Below are 23,222 nucleotides of genomic sequence, written 5' to 3'. Positions count from 1 at the left end.
AATGATAAATAAAATAATAGTAAGCAGCGTTTTATTGGTATTTTCAAGCCGTGTTGTCAGCACCGAGTTGGTGTATACGCCGGTTAATCCAAGTTTTGGTGGCAGTCCGCTCAATGGCGCGATGCTGCTAAATAAAGCACAATCACAAAACAAACACCGTGCGCCCATCAACGAAAAAACCTACGCCGAAAAATTTCAAGAATCATTAGAGCGTTCTTATATTAACCGCATGGTGCGCGAAATCACCGATCTCGCGTTTGGTGAAGGTGTAGAAGACAGCATGTTCAATCAAGACTCCATTTTCACCAGCGGTGACTATGAAATTCAAATCTTAACCAGTGGTAGCGACACCATCACGGTGCAAATCACCAATATGGTTACGGGCGAAGTAGTGGTTGTTGAAGTACCGAGGTTTGGCGAATGATTTGGCGTGTATTTATTAGTATTGTGTTGGTGTTATTAGCAGGTTGCAGCACCATCAAAAAAACCTTACCACCCGAGCTTGAAGTGGCACAGCAGCTTGCTCAAACAAAAACCTTTAGTGAGCTGAGTGGTCTTCCCGCGCCCGCTGGCAGCATTCCTGTATCGGTTTATTCTTTTCGCGACCAAACCGGACAATACAAACCGCAAACCAATGTCAGTTCATTTTCTACCGCAGTAACGCAAGGGGCGAACTCGATTTTAGTGCAAGCACTGCACGAGTCAGATTGGTTTATTCCGGTTGAACGTGAGGGCCTGCAAAACATTCTCACCGAACGAAAAATTGTGCGTGCAGCGCTATCCAACAAAGAAGATGAAGCTGCCCAATTACCGCCACTGACCACAGCAAAAATTATCCTTGAAGGCGGTGTGATTAGCTATGACTCAAACGTAAAAACTGGTGGTTTGGGTGCCGAATATTTTGGTATTGGTGCATCTGAGTTATATCGCGAAGACATTATTTCAATTTACCTGCGCGCGGTTGATGTGCGTACCGGGCAAGTGTTGCTTTCCGTTGCGACCACCAAAAAAGTACTCAGCGTAGAAATGCGTGCAGGCTTTTTCCGTTATGTAAGCTACAAACGTTTAGCCGAAGCGGAAGCGGGCTTTAGTGAAAACGAACCAATGCATATTTGTGTCAAACAGGCGATTGAAAAAGCACTCTCTGAATTGGTGCATAAAGGTATTGATAAAGGGGTGTGGACTACTAAACAGCAAAGCATTGCCCTTGCTAAAGCACGTCAGCAAAAACAGCTGCAACTTGCCGCGTTAAAAGCAAAACAGCAAAAAGCACAAATTGCAAAACGTAACGTAGCACCAAGCATTTCATTTATGGTGCAATTTAGAACGGCAACCGCTGAAATCGAACCGCTATATAATACCCAATTAGAGCAGGTATTAGCGTTATTATCACAGCAAAAATCAGCTCACGTTGAACTATTTGGTTACGCCGACAAACGTGGTGACGACCAAAGCAATCATGCGCTCTCGCTTGCTCGCTCAAATGCCATCGCCAACTACCTCATTACTAACGGCATTGCCAAAGAGCGCGTAAGTATTATGGCCCGCGGTGATGATGATGCGCAGTACGACACAGCAGATAACGAAGGTTTATTTTTCGACAGACGTGTGATTATCAATTTAAAGTCGAGCTAATTGCGCGAGGCGAAAATTAACACGCATCATGCCGACTTAAACATGGTAAAAAGTTGGCATGATTACTTTTTGACTTAACCTAAATACGCGCTAGTTGGCATAACCAAAAACCGATTCGAAACTTTCACCTTCGTTTAACCGCTCGATGCCTTTATAAAATGTTTTAGGGTCTATGCTCTCAAATGCAACTCGTGATGCTTGATAAGCCCATGTATCGCTTGGCGAAAAATCGGATAACATTGTTACTTTTTCTACTAAAGCTTTATCGAGCGCAATATTTTCTAACTTTAGGGCGGCTCTGTAATCAACATATGTGCCAGCCCCTTCCAGCAACCATGGTTTGATTTTGAACGTTTGAGTTATAAAATTTGCGCGATAAAACACTTCTGCATGAGACGTTTCATGGGCGATAACATCGACATTGATGCCTTTAGGACCAATAAAAACACACTCTCGTGTTAATGAGCTTCTGGCCATACCTGTTGGGTTAAAGCCAAATTGAGCACTCTTTTTTGTCACTATATAACGAGGTTTTGAACTCATATCACCAAAAGCTGCACTAACCCTTTCTTGCGCTTTATCAACAAAGGTTATCAGGGCGTCTCGTTCTGTTTGACTTAATGTCGCATCGACATAAATTTCCGCATCAATTTGCTCAAACCCAAGCAGCGGAGCAGCCTCACATGCAATCCCATGCTTATTGTAAAAAAGCATAGATGACAGTAACAAAATACCTGTAGCGGTCATCGCTAGTTTAAATAACCTCATCTAACCCCCGTTAAAAACTTTTTTAGTTTCCAAGTAATAATTTTAACATCATGAAGTTGGTGTATTACCCTAAAAATAAGTATAAAAAAATCCGATGCTGTTAATTCATCGGATTTTTCTCGTTTTATGCTAAATGTCAATCACTTAAGCGATTGCCATAGCTATCCAAAAGCGCTATTTCTTGGATTTAACTTTGATGACTAATATCAATGCCGCTTTTAACCAGCGAAGGCAAAAACTGTTGTGCCCAGTTAACCAATTCAATGCGGTTTCGCGCTTTGGTTTTGCGAAACGCACTGTAAAGGTGGGTTTTGACCGTATGGTCACTAATATGCAGCTGCTCAGCAACGTCTTTATTTTGTGCGCCTTGCGACACCAAGCGAATAATTGTGCGTTCGCGGTTGGTAAGCTTATCTAACGCTTCGTTGTGCCCACTGCTATCTTGCCGTTGTAACTGTAGCGCCAACAGATTTGAAAATGCATCACAAATTGCACCACGTTGAAACCACAACTCGCTGTTCAGTACTTTTTGTACGCCTTTAAACAATACATCGGGTGTATCGTTTTGGTAAAAAACACCTTTAACATTAGCGAGCAGTAGTAATTGTTCGCAAATATTATCTTTATGCGCGTCATAAATCACTACTTTATGATGACGCGCCAGATTAATAAGCGCGCTGGGCAACATATCATTCCACGGCGCATCTTTAGCGCAAATTAAATACAGTTCTGCACTGTCCGATGAATCGATTATTGCTGGGAACAGCGACTCTACCTTTACGTTTAAGCACAATGTTTCGAGTACTTTAAGTAGAATTTCCGTTGTGTTTTGTTGTTGCGCATTAGCGGCAACTTGTAAGTAAACTTGAGATTTCGTCCTTGTCACTTATAACGTCCTTTAGTTAATTGTCATAAGAATGCCATCTCCAGATTATGTGATTTTACACCGCAAGTAAAACAATAAGTTATAACAATATGTAATTAAAACGGGTACTAAAATTCTTTTCATATTGAGGTAAATTAGCAACTTTATACTAGAAAAGTGTAAGGCATAAAACGCAATTAAACCTTAGTTGTAAATCCTCGATATTTAAACGCATTTAATGACGTTTAGAAATGATAAAAGCACATCGTTAATTTAGGCATAACCGATTGATAAATAAACACTTAGATGTTTACTCGTTGTTTGAAACACTTGTATTCTCGCGTTTCATTTTGTACTTAAAATAGGCAATCAAGACGTCTAGATATTATTAAATCTCAACATCTAGCCAGCTAAATTTTTAATTTTCAATAGAGGGTAACTTTATTTTATATCCGAGCCCTTTGCTTGCATCGCGGTAACACTCAATACTGCCATTAAGGTCTTGTGTTACATTATTGTAGGCAATGTGCAAACCAAGTCCTGCATATCCGCACTGACGTTTTCGTGTATAGAAAGGTTCAAATATCCGTTTTTCATCGCCAACCTCAATGTTTTTACCGTTATCATAAAAATTTATTTCAACACCTGAGCCTACTTTAGACAGTTCACAGGTTATTTCTACATACGGTACATCAGCATGCAGTAACGCATTTTCTACAATAATATTAAATACTTGCGCTAATGTTGCCGCAAAACTAACTAACTCCACATCACCACTGATGGTTAAGTTGGCAGTTTCAGGGTCACGTTGCAGCGTGTTTAACGCCACTTTAAAGCTTTCTAATAATAGGGTCGAAAGGTTTATTACAGTCGGCTTTTGTTCGCTATTTTTACCGGCAAGCAGTTTAAACCGCTCTACCAGTTCGCCAGCCTTACCAACCCCACTTTCAATTAATTCGCTACTGTTATTTACATCATTTAAGAAACTCTCAAACGCTTGGCTTGATAAGGTTTTACTTTTAAATTGTGACTCAGTGGTCACTGTTTGCATTTTAAGATGACTTACCGCAGTAATGGCAGTGCCAAGAGGCGTATTTATTTCATGGGCAAGCCCCGCAACCATGCTGCCTAGTGCTGCGTGTTTTTCGGCTTCAATAATGTACTCCTGAGCAACTTCTAATTTTTCAATTGTATGCATCAGTTGCTGATTCATTGTTGCAAGTTCAGTCGTTCTTTGCGCAACGCGCTGCTCAAGCTCGCTGTTTAACTCTAATAGCGCAACTTCTTGTTGCTTTAGTTTTGTAATATCTCGTTGCGTTCCGGTAATGCGCAATGCTTTACCATGTTCATCGGTATCAACTACTTTGCCCCTATCAAGCAGCCAGCGCCATTCTCCTTGTTTGTCTAGCACCCGATAATTTGCTTCAAAAAACGGTGTTTTTTTATTGATATGCGCATCGAATGCTTGAGAAAGTGATAGGTAATCATCAGGGTGTACGTAGTCTTTAAGTGCCTCAGTATTTAAGCCCAAGGTTCGCTCCGCAAGACGGGATTCCACTGGCAAATTATTACGAGTAATTTCGCCATGGCTTAAGTCCCAGTCCCACAGCGTATCGCCGCTGCCCCAAAGTGCGAGGTTGAGTCTTCGTTCGCTTTCCTCCAGTGCTTCACGCGCCTGCACTTCCATTTTAATCCGGTTATGTTGCTGCACTTTGCGGTATATCAGCCAGCTAATAATAAAAATAACAACCAAGGTAAAAGCACTCCAGTTTCGGTGCGTTTCTACCCGCTCCAACTCGGCCTGCTTTAGCTTGCCCTCTTGCTGAGCCAATTTTAATTTTTGCTGTGCGTGAAATAATTGATTTTCTACAATTAAAGATTCAAGTCGCTGTTGGCTTTGCTTATCAAATAAGGCCGATTTTAACCCTTGATAGACAATTAATGCATTAAGCGCTTTTTGGTAATTTTGCTGTTGTTTTAACGCGTTAACTAAGCCCTCATAGGCGGCAAAGGTCACGACATTTTTTTGCACAGCCTGACTTAGTTCAATTGCGTGTTGATAACTAGTTTCAGCTTTTACAAAATCGTCTTGCGCGAAGTAAATATCTCCATATTCAACCCATGCTTCCGATATACGAGCTTTCGAATTTCGTTTTTGGTAAATCGTCATGGCATTGTCTAGATGCGTTAACGCTTGCTCTAACTTGTTGTTTTCTTTAGCTATGCGTGCTCTATATAAATAAGTAGAACCAAGTAACATAGTATTATTAAGCTTTACCGCAAGGGCTTGTGCTTCATCTAAGTAGCGCTGCGCTTGTACTTTATCGCCTTTTAGTCGATACGTTTCGCCCAAGTTATTGTAGGAATAAACCATGCCACGCTGATAGCCAATTTTTTCTTTTAGATTGAGCGACCGTTTGTGTAAGTTAATCGCTTCATCATAGCGGCCTAAGTCTTTATAGATAATTGCGGTGTTGTTATAGGTAATAGCAACTCGCCTTTCAGCCTGGGTACCCTCTAATGCTTTGAGTGATTTAAGCATATTTTCAAGGGCTTTATCGAAATCCCCAATTGAACGATACACCGAACCAAGGCGACCATAGCTCACAGCGAGCATGGTTTGATCTTTAATTGCCTTAAAAACAAATTGGCTTTTGTATAGCGCATCAAAGGTATTTTTGTAATCATTTATCTGTAGATACGTATCTGCGAGGGTTTGATAAGTCTTACCAATATTTTTGTTATTACTATCTTTAGGGTAAAGTGCAATAATCATATTTAAATCATTTATTGCTTGTGTGTATTGTGTCGTTTCACTGCTTATTGCAGCGCGCACAAACAAGGCAATTGCCTGTGTGTCAGCTGATACATAGCTCTTACTGATTATGGTAAATGCTTCAGTTAACATAGCGTTGGCTTTTTCAATTTCGCCTATAAACTGATTTGCCTGAGCGTAATAACTTAATACTTTAATTTTCTCTTCATTGCTAAACGCTTTTTGCGTTAACTTGTTGTCTTCTATATAACTTATGACTATTTTTGGACTGTTGATGGAATTTTTTTTAAGAAAATGGATCACTTCAGAAATATCAGCGTTATTTTTTGGCAGCGAAACCTCGTTGGCATGCACAAAAAACGCTAAGCAACACATAACAAAAAAACATAATACACAACGTGACATAGCATTAACCTACGGCTGATTCATCTAAAGTGTAGACCACTTTTTCACCCTATGATGTGCAGAAAGGTAAAGTATAGAGGTAGATTTATGGTTTTTTTAAACGGGAGATTAAAGCTTGGCAACTGTGTATTTGCCAAGCCCAATAGCCGTATTAGTTCACATGAAAGCGATTTACTAGGCTGCGTAAATCTTCCGACAATGCAACGAGTTGCTGAGAGCCTTCGGCTAATTCATCGGCAGAACCAGCTGTGTATTTTACCGAATCGCTAATACCCGTGATGTCGCGGTTAATCTCATCGGCGGCATCATACTGAGACTGCGCGGCATCTGAAATTTGTGAAATCAGTTGCTTAACTTTACTAACCGCACTACTAATGTCATCAAACGAGTTATGTGCTTTTTCTGCCTTTTCGATGGCGTCTTGTGATCGCGTAACACTGCTTGCCATTTTATCTGACATCAAGCGGGTTTGTTCAATTAAGCTGTTGAGAACTTTGTCGATTTCTTCGGTTGATTCGTGTGAACGTTTTGCCAGTGTACGTACTTCATCTGCGACCACCGCAAAGCCACGCCCTTGCTCACCAGCACGCGCTGCTTCAATCGCCGCATTCAGTGCCAACAAGTTGGTTTGTTCTGCAATTCCACGGATCACATCAAGTATCTTGGTGATATTTTCACTTTCTTTTTCAAGTTGCGTCATGGCCTGTGATGATTCGCTTAACGAGTCGTTTAAACTAGTTACTTCATTCACCGCGAGCCTAACATCATTATTACCTTCATCAGCAAAGTTTTCTGCTTGCACAATATCACTCATAGCAATAGTACAATCATCAGAGACTTGTTTTGCTACGTCAGCAAGTGATGCCGTGCCTCTTGCAGCTTCTTCACTGCTTCCCTCTTGCTCGTGACTTGCGTTCATAATCTCTGTGACTTTTGCGCCCGACGCAGTGGCCGCATCATTTAGAATTTGCGATTTATGATTTATATCTTTAACAAGATCGTTAATTGTAGATAGGAACTGATTAAACCACTTTGCTAATTGGCTAATTTCATCATTGCCAATCACATCAAGGCGTTTCGATAAATCCCCTTCACCTTGCGCTATTTCTTTTAGGCCTTCAGATACTTTTTCGATTGGGTAAACAATGCGATTGGCTAAGATAACGCCAACTACCACAAATAGTGCAATCATTATCAATGCGATAATGCCTATAAACACCTTCATTTCCGATGCAGATTGTAGAATTTCATCTTGCTCTATGACAGCCACAAAACGCCAATTTAGATCATCTGAAAAATAAGTAGTTGCTTCTAACGTGTTATTACTGGTTTCGATGGTAAATGATTTGCTTGATAGGCTATCCGCAAGCGATGTATAAATCGGTGACGACAATTCAGAAATAGCTTTAAAATTGTTATCAGCATTTTTAGGGTCAGCAAGCACAGTGCCCGAGCCATCAACCAAAATTAAATAGCCTGTTTCCCCAATATTAATGCTCGATACAATATCGGTCAGTGTGGCTAAGGTCACATCAAGGGATTGCACACCAACAAATTGACCATTGTCATTATTAATCGCTTTGGCCACTGACACCATAGCTTGTCCTGTTACACCTTGATAGGGTTCGGTAATAACGGTTTTGCCTTTGGCGCTTTGTGCTAATTTATACCACGGGCGCTGACGCGGGTCGTAATTTCCAAGTGGTTCTGCTGGGTATTGAATAAACCCGCCTTGCTCTGTGCCCAAATAAACAAACAGCAACTCTTGATGGGTTTTGCCAAAGGTTTCATACAGAGTAAAAATATCTGCCTCACCGGCCACTGCTGCCAGCGGGTCCATCGACTTTTCAGCGCCCATATATGTGGTGACATCTGTTGGCACATTTTTTACAACATTGGCCTGTGCTAAAAAGTCAGCATTGTGTTTAACTTGTTGAAAAAATAGATTAAAGCCTTTTTCTACTTGGCGGATCTCAGCATGGGTGGTTGCTAAAAATCGGGTGAAACCATCACTTTTCGCCTGCGAGAGTGCGAGCATAGCGATTGCCAGAATAGGCACAATTACGGTGATGGCGAATCCCGCAATTAACTTGGTGCGCATTTTCATAATACTGCCTTTATTATTGTTTTGTATAACAGGTTACAAATTTAATATACCTATTTGGTATCGGTATTAACACTCAAAATGTTAACGATATTTACACCTGAATATAACATTCAATAAATAAATATTAGAGCATTCGGCTGCATTACGATTTATGTATTAGCAATGCGGCATACGAATTGATATGAAGTATTCTGGGACTGGTTACCTTTATTGATATTTTAATTTATGTTTTTAACAAAACAGAATGAGTATAGTTTGCTTGTCCTAAATGAACTAAATGGCAATACAGGCAAAAGAGGAAATCGCTATTTCCCTTAGTGCTTAAGTTGCACTATAAAACAGACCTTAAGGTTTTTTAATCACTTTAGGATGCTTTCGATTGGGATAACAAGTTGTGCAGATCGGGCATACTAAACCGTGGCATCCACGCGCAGTGCAAAACTCACGTCCATAATAGATAATTTGCAGATGCAAATCATTCCAGCGCTCTTTCGGGAAAAGTCGCTTTAAATCTTTTTCGGTTTGCGCCACATTTTTACCATTGGTTAGCCCCCAACGTTGTGCAAGACGGTGAATATGTGTATCGACTGGAAACGACGGTACACCAAATGCTTGCGCCATTACAACACCTGCTGTTTTATGGCCCACACCTGGCAGCGTTTCTAAAATAGCCATATCTTGTGGCACTTGCCCATTATGATTTGCGACAAGCATTTCAGACAGTACTTTAATGGCTTTGGACTTTTGCGGCGATAGCCCACAGGGCCTTATAATTACTTGAATATCCTCAACTGTTTGCATTGCCATATCAAACGGGTTATCGGCTAGTTGCCATAGTTTTGGCGTGACTTTATTTACCCTTTCATCGGTACATTGCGCCGACAAAAGAACCGCTACTAATAAGGTATATGGATCGTTGTGATCAAGCGGGATAGGAGGATTTGGGTAACGCTTTTCAAGTTCATCTAAAATAAACGCGACACGTTCAGCTTTTAATAAATTTTTTTGCGTCACAACTACAACATCCCTAACGATCAAAACTAAAAAGGTAAAATACACTGCTTTTCAGCTGGCTTCCAGCGTAAGCAGTGCATTATATTGTCGCAATTTTCAGTTAAGCAATTATTTACAACATTGGTCGCCGTAGTAATTGTTCGGGTAATTGCATACCTGCTTTGATGCCGTCGCTGGTTGCGTCAGTGCTTGTTTTAACGAATTGATTAATGTACTCATTTTGTTCTCCAGTGTTATCCAAGTAACAAGGCTATTATGAGCAACTCGCCGCTAACAATAAAATTAATTAATACGAACTTTACGTTCACTTTTATCAATCAAAAATAAAGCTCAACAACCCATCTCGCTACAATTCATTGCGACCATCAAAATAGGTAATTGTTAATTCACGCGGCTCAAGATTATCAACACAACCCAGGTTCAAACGATACTCGCCCGGTTTGTATAGGGTGTCGTGGAACGGATAAATGCCGCAGTGTTTGCAAAAATGATGATTTACATCGTGATCACCCCAATGATAGGTATTCAAATCATCCTTGCCAGAAATCAATGTAAACTGCTGCGCGCTAACGTAATGTTTAGACATTATCGCATTTTTACGAATGCAAATTGAGCAATTGCATTGCAACGCATCTTTAATAGGTAGACTTTCAAATTCAAATTGCACCGCTTTGCAGTGACAACTACCTGTATATTTCATAATCGCATTCCTTTTATTTTTACTGTATATCCAACCAGTTAAAATAGAAAGCGATTTTTACAGATTAATCTGTAAATATTGTTGTAACGCGTTAACGTGAAACTGATTATTGGTTGCTTATAACGCTTTATACATAATGTGTTGCGGGCCAACAGGACCACCTAAATAAAGGGATTCAGCCTCAGTAAAACCGCTTTTTTGATAGCAGCGTTGTGCAATGGCATTTTTACAATTAACGGTTAGGTAAAGCCAATTATAATCGCCGTAGTACTGCGTTAAATATTTAAGTAATGCAGCAATCGCCTGCTTACCTAAGCCATTTCCTTGTTGCTTCTCATCAATTACAAACGATCTCAGCCCTAAACCGTCAGTTGGGCAAAAATCGTAATGCTTGCTGTAATGGGTATCGAGCTTAAAAAAGCCAATGATCTCATCATGCTGTTTAATTACATGTAAATGCACCGCTGGATTTGCTTCTTGAATAAACTCCTTAGCACTGCAAGCAAACTTTAATTGCTCACTTGCCAATGTTACGTTCGCCAGTCGATTCAGATGGGTTTGATTCAACTTTTCAATCGAAACCATAGGGGCTTACTCTCCTTTGCCGCTAAAAACCGCGCGGGTCCAGTTGCTGTTACTTTCTAGTTTAAAATGGGCTTTTTCACGGTCAATGCATATAGGCGTAAGTCTTGTAAAATCAATATTGCTGCGTGGTGTTTCAAAATAATGTTCTACTTGATTGTCCTCGATAAAAACTAGCAGAGTCACGCCGTCATTATTTTTAATACGAGTTAATTTTTCAACATCGAAGCTAAACCCTAACACCTTCTGGGCTCGCTGATTATCTGTGTATGGCGTAATAAAACAAACCCGCTGCCACGACCCTTCAACAGTATTAGTTAAATTAAGTTGTTTAGCCGTAGAATCAAATTCGTGCACTGGGGCTCCGAAATAACCACATCCAGCTAACACAGTAACAGTCAATGCACATACCCAATTTTTCAAAGTGATATCCTTATCAATATCGAAAAGTACTTTCATGTATTACAGTTCTGTCGAGAGGGTTACATTCTCTTTACGAGCGACTAATTTGCCAGTAGCGCGGTATTCTTTTAAGCGTGAAAGCGCTTGCTGTGAACTCATTAACGCATAATCCACATAAAACTTAATTTGTTTAAATTCGCGCTCCACACCGTCTAAGTAACGTTCATTTAAATCGCTATCGGAGAATTCACTTAAATCGTCATGGCCTTCAAAAATAAAGGTGTTCACCATGTGTTTGGCTTCAGTATTACTACGATTGGCAAGATCAAGCGCGATTAACAGCTCAACAGGTAAGGTATTTAACTCCTCACGACTTTGTGAAAAACGCCATGCCCCTTGATCAACGTTGAGCATTTTTAATACAAACTCAAACCTTGGCGATTCACCGGTTTCTTCGAGCTCAGCGACATAACGCTGCGACTTAATAATGTTATCGTTATAAGCACTTGCTGCACTTTCTAATCGCTGTATGTTTTGCGTGAGTTCGTAAGCAATTTTACCCAATAACACTTCGGCTTGTTGTCGTTGTTGATACGTGTTGTACCAAGCGTTAATGCCAAGTGCGACTAATACACCTAAGGTGATTACAATTAACTCAAACGCCACCTTGCTTATTATTTTTCTCACAGCGGTCATTTTACAACTCATTAAAAATTATCATATTTTTATTGTACCGAGTTTTTAAACTAAAGCCATGACTTGCTCAATTGTGTAACAGAAACTGCACTTTAAAGGTTGAATAAAATTCATCTAAAGCGTAAATTAATTGTGCTAGTCAATACGTTCACATGGTGTTTTCGATGAAACATAAATACCCGCCGCTTCATCTACTGAGTATTTTTGAAGCAGCGGCACGTCACCAAAACTTTAAAGCGGCCAGTAATGAGCTATGCATTACGCCCTCTGCGGTAAGTCATCAAATAAAAGCACTTGAGCAGCAATTAGGGTTTAGTTTATTTCAACGCAAAAGCCGTGGTGTTGAACTAAACGCTGCAGGAGAAATGTACTTAAATTACGTGCAACAAGGGCTTGACTGCTTTGAACTTGGTACGCGTAAAACCCGCAACCGGTTTTCATCGCAAGCATTAAAAATCTCGTGTTTTACAACCCTAGCAAGTAGCATCATCATTCCAAAACTAGGCGCATTTCAAGCAAAACACCCAGATATTGAACTCAGAATAGAAACCGGTAACCACGTAGCTGATTTGCGCTACGACGACATTGATTTAGCAATTCGCATTGGCCGAGGTAATTGGCCCAATACCACACACCAAAAGCTGCTTGACCTATCAGTATCTGCGGTTTGCTCGGCGCCATTTTTAGCTCAACATAAAATCAATAAATTAGCGCATGTTAACCAGTTGCCGTTAATTGATTTAGCCTACATGGACGATGTATGGCAACAATGGTCTCGTGCTGTAGGCATTACTTTATCCAACACAAAACGCGTGCTTACCTTTAATGATTACGACTCTTCAATTAATGCGGCAACTCAGGGATTAGGCATGGCGTTGGCGATTTTCCCACTTGAAAATCAACGGCTGGAAAACCAATCATTGATTGCACCGTTTAATGAGTTTGTTCCTTTTGAACGTGGTCTTTACGCCGTGTACCGAGAAGAAGACGCAGGTCGTCACGATATTCAGTGCTTTATAAATTGGCTAACTACATCACCAGAGCTCTATGTTGAAAATAGATGAATGCCATTCACCCATAGAGTGAATATTATCCTTTTGTCATGACCACTTATTAGCTCTAAAGTAGCAATTACGCAAACAGTTATACACAGAGCCATTACCATGTTTCAGATATTTCTAATTTCCTATCGTTTACTTGCTACATTGGTCGTTTTAACGCCATTAATGATCAACTTAACCATTAAAGGTGATGTAATTGCATCACTGGTGTATGCGCCCTCTTTAACGATCTTTGCGCTGGTTTTAGCGATTTATTTTGATAGTAAAGTAGCCGACTTTTACGCCACGCGACGCAAACAATCACAGTTAAAAAAAACAACTCTTAAATTTACGCATGCTCCATTACTCTCACGCTTTAAAAGCAAACAATGTTGTTTGAAACATTAAGTCCTAAGCTCGAAATCACAAATTACTCTCTAGCAGCACCTTTTACATATTACTGCATTAAACTTGATGCAATAGACTCGCTTTTGACGCACAAATTTGCCTTTTGCTAAGAAAAACTATCAAGCGAGAGCTATAAAACAACATAGCTCATAGGTGCCTGTGGGCGTAACACCTTAACCCGAGTGCAGGTTAAGCCTTTGCGTTTGCAGCTACAACTTGTTATAAGGTTGAAAAACAATAAAAAGATAATGGATTATGTCTAAGGCTTGGCTCGCTTTTTTTATTCTAAGTTACAGCGTATTTTGTACCTTTACTCATGCGTTACCAACGCAAAAGCCCGAACAGGTATGTGCAACGTGCCACCAAAGCCAAGTTGCAGATTGGCAGACTTCACACCACTTTCACGCCATGGAAGTCGCAAGCGACTCGTCAATTTTAGGTAACTTTGACAACGCAAGCTTAGCTTATCAAAACCAAACAGCGCGCTTTTTCAAAAAAGACAGTGGTTTTTATATTGAAATGCCAAACCTTACTGGCGAATTAACAACTTACGCCGTGGCATATACCTTTGGCTATCACCCTTTGCAACAATATATGTTTGATTTTGGTAACGGTCATTACCAGTTTTTTCCATTTGCATGGGACAGCCGAAGTAAACAACAAGGAGGTCAGCACTGGTTTGTGCTTCACCCAGAGCAAACTAAAACCGACGCCTTTCACTGGAGCCAAAAAGGGCAAAATTGGAACCATATGTGCGCCGATTGTCACTCCACTGACTTTCAAAAGAACTTCGACTTTAAAAGTAACACCTTTAACTCAACGTTTTCCGCTATTAATGTTAGCTGCAACGCATGTCACGGCGACAGTGAGCAACACTTAAAGTGGGTGAGTGGTAATAACAAAATCAAAAACAAAGGCTTTACCCATGCTATTGGGCAAAAAACACCGCTATTTCAAAGCCAGGCTGATGGCACGATGAAAAGTGTTTCGCCTTTAACAGAATCCAAACAAGTTACTATGTGTGCCACCTGTCACGGCCGACGATCAAATTTGGCTGACCGCCAAGGACCCCATGATTTTTTCAACGCATTTCAACCGGCGTTATTAACCCCTGAGCTCTATCAAGTAGATGGTCAAGTATGGGATGAAAATTATGTTTGGGGCTCATTTGTGCAAAGTAAAATGTACCAAGCAGGTGTCACCTGCACTAATTGTCATAACCCGCACAGTGGTAAGTTAAAACTTCAAGGTAATTTAACCTGTACCCAATGCCATGCAAGCACCACGTTTGATACACCAAAACATCATGGCCACACAACAAATGAAATTGGCAGCCAATGTGTAGATTGCCATATGCCCACCACGACTTACATGCAGGTTGATGCCCGTCGCGACCACAGTTTTAAAGTGCCAAGACCCGATTTAACGATTAAAACGGGTGTCAGTAATGCGTGTAACCAATGTCACCAAGATCAAACGGCAAGCTGGGCGGTTTCGCAAATTAAAACGTGGCACCCAAATAGTAAACATATTGGCAAAGCACACTTTGCCACCAGCTTTCACCGTGCCGACGAGCGTGCGCCAAACGCCGCTGAATTACTGACCCGTATCGCGCAAGATAAACAGTATTCGAGCATTGTTAGTGCCTCAGCACTCAATCGTATGCGCGATACTCCCGGTAATAACGCGTTAGTTGCGATTGCGCGGGCAGTAAAAGACCCATCGCCACTCAAACACATCGCCGCGATTAATGCTGCAACACCCTATCCAGTGACCGACCGCTGGCGTCTTTTTAATGTTTTATTAGATTCAACTCACCACAGTATACGTATTGAGGCAGCGCGCGCACTAGCCGGCATGTTGAACGCGCCCTTTCCAAATGAACTATCAGAGCAAGATAAGACGCGTTTAAACGCCGCACTAAACGATTACAAAAAAAGCCAAGAATTTAACGCGGAACGTGGATTTTCACACTCTAATTTAGCCTTGTTAGCGCTTGAGTTGGCAGAGCCTAAAGCCGCAGAAATGCACTATTTCGATGCGATAAAAATTGAACCTATTTTTATGCCAGCGTATGTAAACCTTGCCGATTTATATCGCCAGCAAGGTGATGAATCAAAAGCTCAAAATATTCTTAAGCAGGCGCTCAGTGTCAATCATGAGGCAAGCGATGTTTACTACGCATTAGCAATGAGCCAAATACGCAGCAATGAAAAGAAAAATGCACTTCAAAGCCTAGAAAATGCCACTCGGTTTGCACCTGAAAATGCAAATTACTTATACACTTACGCGTTATTGCTGCAAGACCAAAAGAATATTCGCCAAGCTATTCGTTATTTTGAAAAGGCCTATGCGATTACCCCTAAAAATCCGGATATTAGCTATAGCCTGAGCCAAAGTTACATTGCGTTAAACCAGTTTAAGCAAGCGTTATTTTATGCCGAAAACCTTGCGCGTTTACTGCCAAACGATCGGCAAATAGCGCAAATGGTAAACCAGCTAAGAATGATGCAAGGGGTTAATTAACCTTCGAACTCAAGCAAAGGAAAATGGAAGAGTACCGTTAAATAGGCTTGCGAAAAATTGCTAAAACTGAATTGAAACGACATAAAAAAACGGCAAGCTATTACGCCTGCCGTTTTTTATAAATAATCTGAAACGCGATTATGCTTTTTTAACGAACTTCGCGGTTACCATCATTTCGCCAACACCATCTACTTTACAGTCAAGCTCGTGATCCTTTTTATCAAACACGCGACGAACTTGCGCTTTGGTGCCAATTTTAATTACTTGCGAACTGCCTTTGATTTTTAGGTCTTTAATTACAGTAACTTTATCACCTTCAACCAATAATGCGCCGTTCGCATCTTTTACCTCAATAAGGTCCTCTTTTGCTTGCTCCTCAGGGTTCCACTCAAACGCGCATTCTGGACAAACAAGATTATCTTGATCTTGATATACATATTCTGATTTACAACTAGGACATGGAGGTAACGACATAACAACTCACTACTGCGAAAAAATTTGCGATATTTTAATTGATTTAACCCTATTAAGCGAGGGGCTTTTAATTAACATTTAAGTTTTTTTTAACTAATGCCACCCCGCCTTAGAAGAATAATTCTCACTTAAACATATAGTTAAAATAATTATGTGGAAATAACTTGATCAAACACATAAAAAATACGCTTTTCACAATCAAAGTTTTATAAATGCACTGATTTTTTGATTTAGTGCAGTTTTAGCACTTGCCAACAAATATAAAATATCGTCATTAAATCAATTTGTTGGAACACCCGTCGTGACCAAATTAGCAAGCGCTTCACAGCAAATTCATTTTGCTGAAGACGAACTTATCATTAGCAAAACCGATATCCGTGGAAATATTACTTACGCCAATCGCACCTTTATGCGGGTAAGTAACTTTCCTGAATCAAAACTCATTGGCCAACCACATAACATTATTCGTCACCCAGATATGCCAAGAGGTGTGTATTACGGCATGTGGAAAACCCTAAAAGCCAAGCAAGAATTCTTTGGTTTTGTTAAAAATCTCACCGCCGATGGCGATTATTATTGGGTATTTGCAAATGTCACACCTGATCTGGTTAACGGCGAAATACAAGGCTTCTTTTCTGTAAGGCGTTCTCCGCCTGACGCCGCTATAAAAACAATTAGCGAGGTGTATCAAAAAATGCTTCAAGTAGAAGCACAACATGGCAAACGTGATGGGGCAAACGGCGCATGGTGTTGGTTAAATGAGTATTTGCAAACCTACCACAACACCAGTTATGAAGCCTTTGTATTAGATCTGTACGCAGCCGAATAAGGAGATTTTTATGCCAAATCATACAAGCAATGTAAGCAAAAACATCCCTTTTTTGAGCCAAAAACTGTTTATTGCCTGCGTAACCTTTGTCGCCTTAAATTTACTGGTTGCCATTAATAGCATAGTCACCAGTGGCATCAGCTTAATAAATATCTTATCGCCGCTACTGGCCATGGCGTTTGCCTTTTTTGCTTACCAAGATCAAAAACGCCCACTTAACGCGCTAAAAGCAATACACCTTACTCTCACTGAAGCAATTGCAGGCAAAACACATGTGCGAGTAACCCGCACCAAAGGGCTTGGTGAAATTGGTCAAGTTGCATGGCAGCTAAATGATTTTCTCGATATCGTAGAGACCAATTTTAAAGAATTTTCGAACAGTTTTTCGCGCGCCGGAAAACGCGAATTTCATCGCAAGGGATTAGTGCAAGGCTTGCCTGGAGAATTCGCTTACATCATGAATAACGTTAATGTAGCGATTGAAGCAATGGAACAAGCCGATAACTTTGCAAGGCAAAATCGCCTGCTAAGCGAAATGCACCACCTTAACACCAGCAATTTACTTGATAATTTAAAAGACACGCAACACCAAATGGCTGCATTATCAGCCGATATGGACGATGTTGCGGCCATGGCTATCGAAAGTAAGCAAGGCGCTGATTTTAGTCATAAAACCGTAGCTGAATTAAAGCATGCTATTGAGCAAGTTAACGAGCGCATGCATACAGTAGAAGAAACCGCCAATGTATTAGCGAACGACAGTAACCGGATCGAGCAAACAATACGATTAATTAGCGATATTTCTGAACAAACCAACTTATTGGCGTTAAACGCAGCAATTGAAGCGGCACGTGCTGGTGAATCAGGCCGCGGATTTGCTGTAGTTGCCGACGAAGTGCGTCATTTAGCGGTAAAAACACGTGAATCAACCGACGAAATTACTGCAATTATTTCAGGGCTAACCTCACGCGTGGAAAGCATGGTGCAGCAAACCTATGAAGTGAGCAACAGCGCGAAACAAATTGGCGATGAAATGACGACCTTCTCGGCCGAATTTGACACTATAGCCACATCGGCCGAGCGCACTATCAATGTTGTGGGCCAAACCAAAGATCGTGCATTCGCCTCACTGGTTAAAATTGATCACATCATCTACATGCAAAATGGCTACATTGGCGCTGAAAAAGGCGGGCTTGGTGCAGAATCTGATGCTGTGCAAGAATCTCACTCTGAGTGCCGTCTTGGTCAGTGGTATCATCACGGGGAAGGCAACGCGGTATTCTCGCGTCTAGCTTCATTTAAAGCGCTTGATAAACACCATAAAACAGTGCATCAGCATGTACGCCAAGCCATAGAACTGGTGCAGCAAGACTGGCTTAAAGACGATGGTATTTTTGATGGCATCATACATCATTTCCAGCAAGCGGAAGTGGCAAGTGGTAATGTGGTGCATTGCTTAAATGAGCTGGTGTTACAAAAACACGCACAATAATCAAAGCCAACGACGCGTTTTTAAAGGCCGTGTGGCTTATTGCTATAACGCCACATCATATTGATGTAACATACAAAAACTTCACTTATGTGAGGTTTTTGTATTTCAAACAATGCTGAATAAGGACAATCATGCGTTTTTTCTTTCTCGTTATATCACTGTTACTCTTTGCAAGCCCACTTTATGCAAACCCATTTTTAGGCAAATGGCATGTCACTAAAGTTGAAACACCAAACACTTACTTTGGTGAAATTAAATACCCTAAACACTTTGAATTAACTCAGCAAAACGGACAACTTAGCGGGCAATATCACGACCAACATGGCTATAGGTGTGACTTTTCCTTAATCGAATTAATCAATGCTGGTAATGAGCTGTTATTAATCGGTTGTGGTGTGACAAAACATACCAAATCATGGATGCCAGTGCATAAAGTAAAACTCATCAATGATCAGCTGGTCGGTAAAGTGATCACGCATTCAACACAATTCACTTGGTACGCAGAGGCTGTAAAACCCGACTCACAATAAACCACAAACTTCACCATAAGGACGTGTTTATGAAAAAATGGAAAGTGCTCTTTTTTACAACCTTGTTCGTGCTATTTACAAGCAACCTGTTTTGGCTCTATGTGGTGATTGATCAAGGCGTAAGCTACACCTATTTAAATCAATCATATCAAGATGCAAACCACACTATTGATCACTTAAGCAAGTTAATCGTAAAAGGCAGCGCGCAATACAGTCAAAGCGATATACTTCATTTGCTCAGACAAACTGAGCCCAATATGTTGATTAGTGAAAGTGACAATACCATTACCACTGAGTTTGCGACATTTACGTTTAACAACAATCAATTGATTGCCATCAAACAATCCCAATTTTAATCAGTCTCTTGGCAATCATAGTGCTAGATATATTAAGCATTGCCAAAAAATACTTTTTAACGCGTTGTTCTAAAATAATAAATATTATTCCCATTAACTGGGTATTTAATTCGCCAGAGTCATCAACTCTAAAACTGAATTTGTCTTGGCAAAGCGCAAAACAAATTAAAAAGGCCAGATTATTCTGGCCTTTTATTCGTTTGCTATTGGGCATAGCAATTAACTCAGCGATGAAACCACTGATAAGTACTGTTCTGTTACTTGTTAAGCTGCTCTTTTGCAGCTTCAACCTTTGAAAAATCAAGGCCGAGTTCTGCAACAGCTTCTTTAATAAGTGCAGGGTTTTGCATCACCTGACCCATCACTAATTGCAGTTTATCTTGCGGTAAGCCCAGTTGACTAATGGTTAGCATTGCAGCCATTGGGTTTTCAGTAAGCACCTGAAAAATTTCATTAATACGCTCATCGCTAATGTTGTTTTCTTTTAACAGTGCAATAATTGGATTCATTCTACTACCTTGAATAACATTATTTGTGTTGCAGTGTAGCAGGTGATTAACATGCTGTTAATCACCAAGCTAAAAATCTAATAGACTCTGCGCTATTGTTTTAATGAAGTTTCATTTTTGGCCTGACGCTACGCATTAACTTTTCACACAACCAAAGCGCCATGGTTTTTAAAGGTCCGTGAATGGCATTTTGATGCATGCGATACAAAGACACGTACATTAAGCGTGCTAGTTTGCCCTCAATGAACATACTGTTATTGGTTAAATTGCCCATTAAACTGCCTACCGCACTAAAACGCGATAAATTAACCAGCGACCCATGATCTTTGTACTTAAACGGTGTTTTGGCTTTACCGTTAAGCTCCGCAAGAATATTACTCGCTAAATTACTAGCCATTTGATGCGCTGCTTGTGCACGCGGCGGCACAAAACTTCCATCAGATTGCTCACATGCCGACGCATCCCCAAGTACATAAACATGCTCTATTCCTTTGGCTTGCAAATACGGGTCGACCAATACTTGGTTGCTGCGATTAAACGCTAATCCGTCAATATCTTTTATAAAGTCAGCTACTTTCACGCCCGCCGCCCACAGCATTAAGTCTGCGGCTATCTCCTCGCCCTCAGCGGTGATAAAACCATGCTGATTGGCTTCGCTAATGCGTGTATGTTCAAGTACCTGAATGCCTAAATTAAGTAGTTCACGTCTCGCTGCATCACTGATACGCTTTGGCAATGCGGGTAAAATAGTCGGCCCAGCTTCAATTAAATGAATACGTAACTGCGTACTTTTAAATTCGCTTAAGCCATAGTGCTTTAACAAACCAGAAACATGAATAAGTTCTGCGCTCAACTCCACCCCAGTTGCGCCACCACCGACAATAGCAATTGAAAGTGAATTTGATTTAGTATTTTCTTCACCACTTGAGTTTTGATGAACACGGGTAAAGCTATTTAGCAGCGCATGCTGAAAACGCTCTGCTTGCTGTTGAGAGTCCAAAAAGTAGCAATGTTCGGCAACACCTGGGGTATTAAAATCATTACTAATGCTGCCAATTGCAATAATGAGTTTATCGTAGTGAATAGTGCGCTCAGGCAAAAGTACTTTGCCGTTATCGTCATTATGTTGTTTTAAACTGATAGTTTGGTCGTTGGTATCGAGTTTTATAAACTCGCCCAAAATGAATTGAAAACCGTGGGTTGCTGCGTGAGCTGAATACGACACGCCATCTAAACTGGTGTCGAGCGAGCCTGTTGCTACTTCGTGCAGCAAGGGTTTCCATATGTGCGTGCGGTTTTTATCAATTAACGTAATATTTGCGCGTTGTGACTTTCCTAATTTTTGTCCTAATTTACTTGCAAGCTCAAGGCCGCCTGCGCCACCGCCAATAATAACGATATTAGGATGTGTGTTAATCATAATTGTGCCCTTTAAAAGTTATAAAGAGCTGAATACATAGATTTTTACCGTGGTTATAACGTTGGCTAGGTGAGCCGCTTAATCAGTAAAAATTGGTATAATTAGGCATTCAGGTCATTATAACCTGACACAATACCCTTATGTTACGCCGCAACGTACCTAAGTTAAAGCCATAAAGTATTGCAAAATATGTCGTAAGTGTTACCGCGTGTTCAGTTAATATTCATGGCGCATTTTCTATTTTTGAAACAATTACTCAAAACTGTGAAAGACTATGACCTTATCGACACTTTATAAAACAGCTAGCCTCGCCGTTATTTATTTATCACTTAGCGCTTGCGCAGCTATTTCACCAGAAAAATGTAAAACCGCTGATTGGTATAACTTAGGATACAGTGACGGTCAAAGCGGCTATAAGCGCAGTCGGGTCAATGACTATCGTCAAACTTGTGCGGAAGTAAACGTCGATGTAAACACCAAAAAATGGCAAGAAGGATACGAACAAGGCAACAAAGTGTACTGCACGCCAGAAAATGGCTATCGCATTGGTCGCGCCGGACAAACATACAACGGAGTGTGTTTAAACGAGTCATTCGTTAAAAACTACAATAAAGGTAAACGGCAATATGATATCGACGAGGAAATCAAACAGCTAGAAGACCGCTTATACCGCCTCAAAGAGCAATATCGTAATGAAACAAACGATGATATTAAGCGCGAAATTCGCCATGATATTCGTGATTTAGAACGCGAAATTGACCGTTTGCGCATTCCGCAAGTCATTTACCAAGTAGTGTTTTAGTTATGATGACCCAAGTGCGAATTGTTTTTTAACACCTAGCATCACACCACCAAATGCCACGCTAAAAATGCCAGCCAGCATTGCCAACGACGATAGCGTGGCGTTAGCGATGCCAGGACTTGCCAACACGGCTAATGTGTTAATAAATACTAACATCAACGCAGAGAGCAAATAACCTTGATAGCCAATTACACCGGCAAATATCAAAAACAAAAAGGTAAAACCAAGTGCAGGCGTAAACGCTGCAGTAGCAATCACCCCAACAACTAAAGAAAGCGCTATCACCAACCCTATTACTATTTTATACATCTTTGCCTCCGTGCATATGCTTTTGTTTAGCCAAGTAATTTTTCAAATCGAATTTCATAATCTTGAAAACTTGGCGCTTTTTCAAGATCAATTATCGCATAGTTGTTTTTGATAAGCATTGCCAACATCGCACGAAAACGATTCATGGTTTTTACCTGAACAGCAGTAAACCCATGTTGTTGCAGCCAATTTTCCTGCTGCAATAACATTTTTTGAGCAAGACCTTGACCGCGATGTTCTGGTACCACAGCACCTAACCAGCTGTAAAATGTTGTATCGTTTAACGCATAACCAAGTTTATAACCAATCGGTTCGCCATTGTAATAGGTAATAAGTAACAAATGGCTTTTACCAGCAAGGCGTAATTTAATATCTGCAAGCTTTTTTGGTGATGAAAATTCAGGAATAGCCAATTCGATTTGCACCATTTGTTCAAGTTGCCCAATTTCAATTGTATACATAATTCTTGCTTACTTGGCTTTAAACTGCCGCCAGTATAGAGAATTTAAAAAACTGAATCGATCTTCCTTCACGCTTTTTTCACATCTCTCAGGTTAGTGTAACGGCAAACAACACA

24 protein-coding genes and 1 pseudogene are annotated in these 23,222 nt (G+C 40.6%); 11 read left to right on the top strand and 14 right to left on the bottom strand.

What is annotated here, in order from left to right:
* Nucleotide 1 precedes the first annotated feature (1 nt).
* The 3 genes and pseudogenes from AN214_RS08190 to AN214_RS22990 all read left to right on the top strand — a co-directional run bounded on the left by AN214_RS08190 (nucleotide 2) and on the right by AN214_RS22990 (nucleotide 1,635).
* The gene (locus AN214_RS08190; RefSeq protein ID WP_232732390.1) at nucleotides 2-424 is read left to right on the top strand and encodes a curli assembly protein CsgF; all 423 of its coding nucleotides are present in this window, start codon (nucleotides 2-4) and stop codon (nucleotides 422-424) included.
* Nucleotides 421-1,191: pseudogene (locus AN214_RS22995) on the top strand (CsgG/HfaB family protein); the annotation flags it as partial. The gene AN214_RS08190 and the pseudogene AN214_RS22995, both read left to right, overlap by 4 nt.
* 120 nt (nucleotides 1,192-1,311) lie before the next feature.
* Nucleotides 1,312-1,635 (top strand): OmpA family protein, encoded by a 324-nt coding sequence (locus tag AN214_RS22990; protein WP_232732411.1) that lies wholly within the window; start codon nucleotides 1,312-1,314, stop codon nucleotides 1,633-1,635.
* 90 nt (nucleotides 1,636-1,725) lie between these two features.
* Here AN214_RS22990 and AN214_RS08180 read toward each other — a convergent pair whose 3' ends face one another.
* From AN214_RS08180 to AN214_RS08140, 9 genes are all read right to left on the bottom strand, one after another.
* Nucleotides 1,726-2,403: a hypothetical protein gene (locus AN214_RS08180; protein WP_054979281.1), complete on the bottom strand. Its 678-nt coding sequence runs from the start codon at nucleotides 2,401-2,403 to the stop codon at nucleotides 1,726-1,728.
* Between the two features lie 187 nt (nucleotides 2,404-2,590).
* Nucleotides 2,591-3,289: a helix-turn-helix transcriptional regulator gene (locus AN214_RS08175; protein ID WP_054979280.1), complete on the bottom strand. Its 699-nt coding sequence runs from the start codon at nucleotides 3,287-3,289 to the stop codon at nucleotides 2,591-2,593.
* Between the two features lie 397 nt (nucleotides 3,290-3,686).
* Nucleotides 3,687-6,449: a tetratricopeptide repeat protein gene (locus AN214_RS08170; protein ID WP_054979279.1), complete on the bottom strand. Its 2,763-nt coding sequence runs from the start codon at nucleotides 6,447-6,449 to the stop codon at nucleotides 3,687-3,689.
* A 151-nt stretch (nucleotides 6,450-6,600) separates the two neighbouring features.
* Nucleotides 6,601-8,556: a methyl-accepting chemotaxis protein gene (locus AN214_RS08165; RefSeq protein ID WP_054979278.1), complete on the bottom strand. Its 1,956-nt coding sequence runs from the start codon at nucleotides 8,554-8,556 to the stop codon at nucleotides 6,601-6,603.
* Between the two features lie 345 nt (nucleotides 8,557-8,901).
* The gene (nth, locus tag AN214_RS08160; protein ID WP_054979277.1) at nucleotides 8,902-9,570 is read right to left on the bottom strand and encodes an endonuclease III; all 669 of its coding nucleotides are present in this window, start codon (nucleotides 9,568-9,570) and stop codon (nucleotides 8,902-8,904) included.
* A gap of 346 nt (nucleotides 9,571-9,916) precedes the next feature.
* Nucleotides 9,917-10,270, bottom strand: coding sequence for a GFA family protein (locus AN214_RS08155; RefSeq protein WP_054979276.1), 354 nt, complete (start codon nucleotides 10,268-10,270; stop codon nucleotides 9,917-9,919).
* Nucleotides 10,271-10,387: 117 nt separating this feature from the next.
* Nucleotides 10,388-10,855 (bottom strand): GNAT family N-acetyltransferase, encoded by a 468-nt coding sequence (locus tag AN214_RS08150; RefSeq protein ID WP_054979275.1) that lies wholly within the window; start codon nucleotides 10,853-10,855, stop codon nucleotides 10,388-10,390.
* 6 nt (nucleotides 10,856-10,861) lie between these two features.
* Nucleotides 10,862-11,275, bottom strand: a complete 414-nt coding sequence (locus AN214_RS08145; protein WP_152960742.1) for a hypothetical protein — start codon at nucleotides 11,273-11,275, stop codon at nucleotides 10,862-10,864.
* A gap of 39 nt (nucleotides 11,276-11,314) precedes the next feature.
* The gene (locus AN214_RS08140; RefSeq protein WP_152960741.1) at nucleotides 11,315-11,950 is read right to left on the bottom strand and encodes a hypothetical protein; all 636 of its coding nucleotides are present in this window, start codon (nucleotides 11,948-11,950) and stop codon (nucleotides 11,315-11,317) included.
* A gap of 164 nt (nucleotides 11,951-12,114) precedes the next feature.
* Between AN214_RS08140 and AN214_RS08135 the strand changes: the two genes are divergently transcribed.
* The 3 genes from AN214_RS08135 to AN214_RS08125 all read left to right on the top strand — a co-directional run bounded on the left by AN214_RS08135 (nucleotide 12,115) and on the right by AN214_RS08125 (nucleotide 15,924).
* The gene (locus tag AN214_RS08135; RefSeq protein WP_054979272.1) at nucleotides 12,115-13,014 is read left to right on the top strand and encodes a LysR substrate-binding domain-containing protein; all 900 of its coding nucleotides are present in this window, start codon (nucleotides 12,115-12,117) and stop codon (nucleotides 13,012-13,014) included.
* Between the two features lie 99 nt (nucleotides 13,015-13,113).
* Entirely contained in the window at nucleotides 13,114-13,398 is a 285-nt protein-coding gene (locus AN214_RS08130) for a hypothetical protein (RefSeq protein ID WP_054979271.1), read from the top strand.
* Between the two features lie 255 nt (nucleotides 13,399-13,653).
* Nucleotides 13,654-15,924 carry a tetratricopeptide repeat protein gene (locus AN214_RS08125; RefSeq protein WP_054979270.1) on the top strand — a complete coding sequence of 757 codons (2,271 nt, stop codon included), beginning with the start codon at nucleotides 13,654-13,656 and terminating at the stop codon, nucleotides 15,922-15,924.
* A gap of 138 nt (nucleotides 15,925-16,062) precedes the next feature.
* On the opposite strand, the gene AN214_RS08120 is transcribed toward AN214_RS08125, so the two are convergent.
* On the bottom strand, nucleotides 16,063-16,398 hold the full coding sequence (locus tag AN214_RS08120; RefSeq protein WP_010559526.1) for a zinc ribbon domain-containing protein YjdM: 336 nt from the start codon (nucleotides 16,396-16,398) through the stop codon (nucleotides 16,063-16,065).
* A gap of 301 nt (nucleotides 16,399-16,699) precedes the next feature.
* Here AN214_RS08120 and AN214_RS08115 point away from each other — a divergent pair, with 301 nt between their 5' ends.
* The 4 genes from AN214_RS08115 to AN214_RS08100 all read left to right on the top strand — a co-directional run bounded on the left by AN214_RS08115 (nucleotide 16,700) and on the right by AN214_RS08100 (nucleotide 19,605).
* On the top strand, nucleotides 16,700-17,227 hold the full coding sequence (locus AN214_RS08115; RefSeq protein WP_054979269.1) for a PAS domain-containing protein: 528 nt from the start codon (nucleotides 16,700-16,702) through the stop codon (nucleotides 17,225-17,227).
* 10 nt (nucleotides 17,228-17,237) lie between these two features.
* Nucleotides 17,238-18,719 (top strand): methyl-accepting chemotaxis protein, encoded by a 1,482-nt coding sequence (locus AN214_RS23265; protein ID WP_054979268.1) that lies wholly within the window; start codon nucleotides 17,238-17,240, stop codon nucleotides 18,717-18,719.
* 131 nt (nucleotides 18,720-18,850) lie between these two features.
* The gene (locus AN214_RS08105; RefSeq protein WP_054979267.1) at nucleotides 18,851-19,249 is read left to right on the top strand and encodes a hypothetical protein; all 399 of its coding nucleotides are present in this window, start codon (nucleotides 18,851-18,853) and stop codon (nucleotides 19,247-19,249) included.
* A gap of 29 nt (nucleotides 19,250-19,278) precedes the next feature.
* Nucleotides 19,279-19,605, top strand: a complete 327-nt coding sequence (locus tag AN214_RS08100; protein ID WP_054979266.1) for an Imm58 family immunity protein — start codon at nucleotides 19,279-19,281, stop codon at nucleotides 19,603-19,605.
* A 257-nt stretch (nucleotides 19,606-19,862) separates the two neighbouring features.
* On the opposite strand, the gene AN214_RS08090 is transcribed toward AN214_RS08100, so the two are convergent.
* Both AN214_RS08090 and AN214_RS08085 read right to left on the bottom strand, forming a co-directional pair.
* Entirely contained in the window at nucleotides 19,863-20,114 is a 252-nt protein-coding gene (locus tag AN214_RS08090; protein ID WP_054979264.1) for a DUF2999 family protein, read from the bottom strand.
* A 100-nt stretch (nucleotides 20,115-20,214) separates the two neighbouring features.
* Nucleotides 20,215-21,534: an NAD(P)/FAD-dependent oxidoreductase gene (locus AN214_RS08085; protein ID WP_054979263.1), complete on the bottom strand. Its 1,320-nt coding sequence runs from the start codon at nucleotides 21,532-21,534 to the stop codon at nucleotides 20,215-20,217.
* 274 nt (nucleotides 21,535-21,808) lie between these two features.
* On the opposite strand from AN214_RS08085, the gene AN214_RS08080 reads away from it, so the two are divergent.
* Complete coding sequence (locus AN214_RS08080; RefSeq protein ID WP_054979262.1) at nucleotides 21,809-22,336, top strand: DUF2799 domain-containing protein; 528 nt, start codon at nucleotides 21,809-21,811, stop codon at nucleotides 22,334-22,336.
* Here AN214_RS08080 and AN214_RS08075 read toward each other — a convergent pair whose 3' ends face one another.
* Both AN214_RS08075 and AN214_RS08070 read right to left on the bottom strand, forming a co-directional pair.
* On the bottom strand, nucleotides 22,337-22,645 hold the full coding sequence (locus AN214_RS08075; RefSeq protein ID WP_054979261.1) for a DUF6419 family natural product biosynthesis protein: 309 nt from the start codon (nucleotides 22,643-22,645) through the stop codon (nucleotides 22,337-22,339).
* Nucleotides 22,646-22,671: 26 nt separating this feature from the next.
* Nucleotides 22,672-23,106 carry a GNAT family N-acetyltransferase gene (locus AN214_RS08070; RefSeq protein ID WP_054979260.1) on the bottom strand — a complete coding sequence of 145 codons (435 nt, stop codon included), beginning with the start codon at nucleotides 23,104-23,106 and terminating at the stop codon, nucleotides 22,672-22,674.
* Nucleotides 23,107-23,222 lie beyond the last annotated feature (116 nt).

This window comes from Pseudoalteromonas sp. P1-9 (assembly GCF_001399975.1).
Classification (GTDB): domain Bacteria; phylum Pseudomonadota; class Gammaproteobacteria; order Enterobacterales; family Alteromonadaceae; genus Pseudoalteromonas.
Note: the sequence above shows the minus strand (reverse complement) of the source record. Positions and strands in the feature narration are given on the sequence as shown.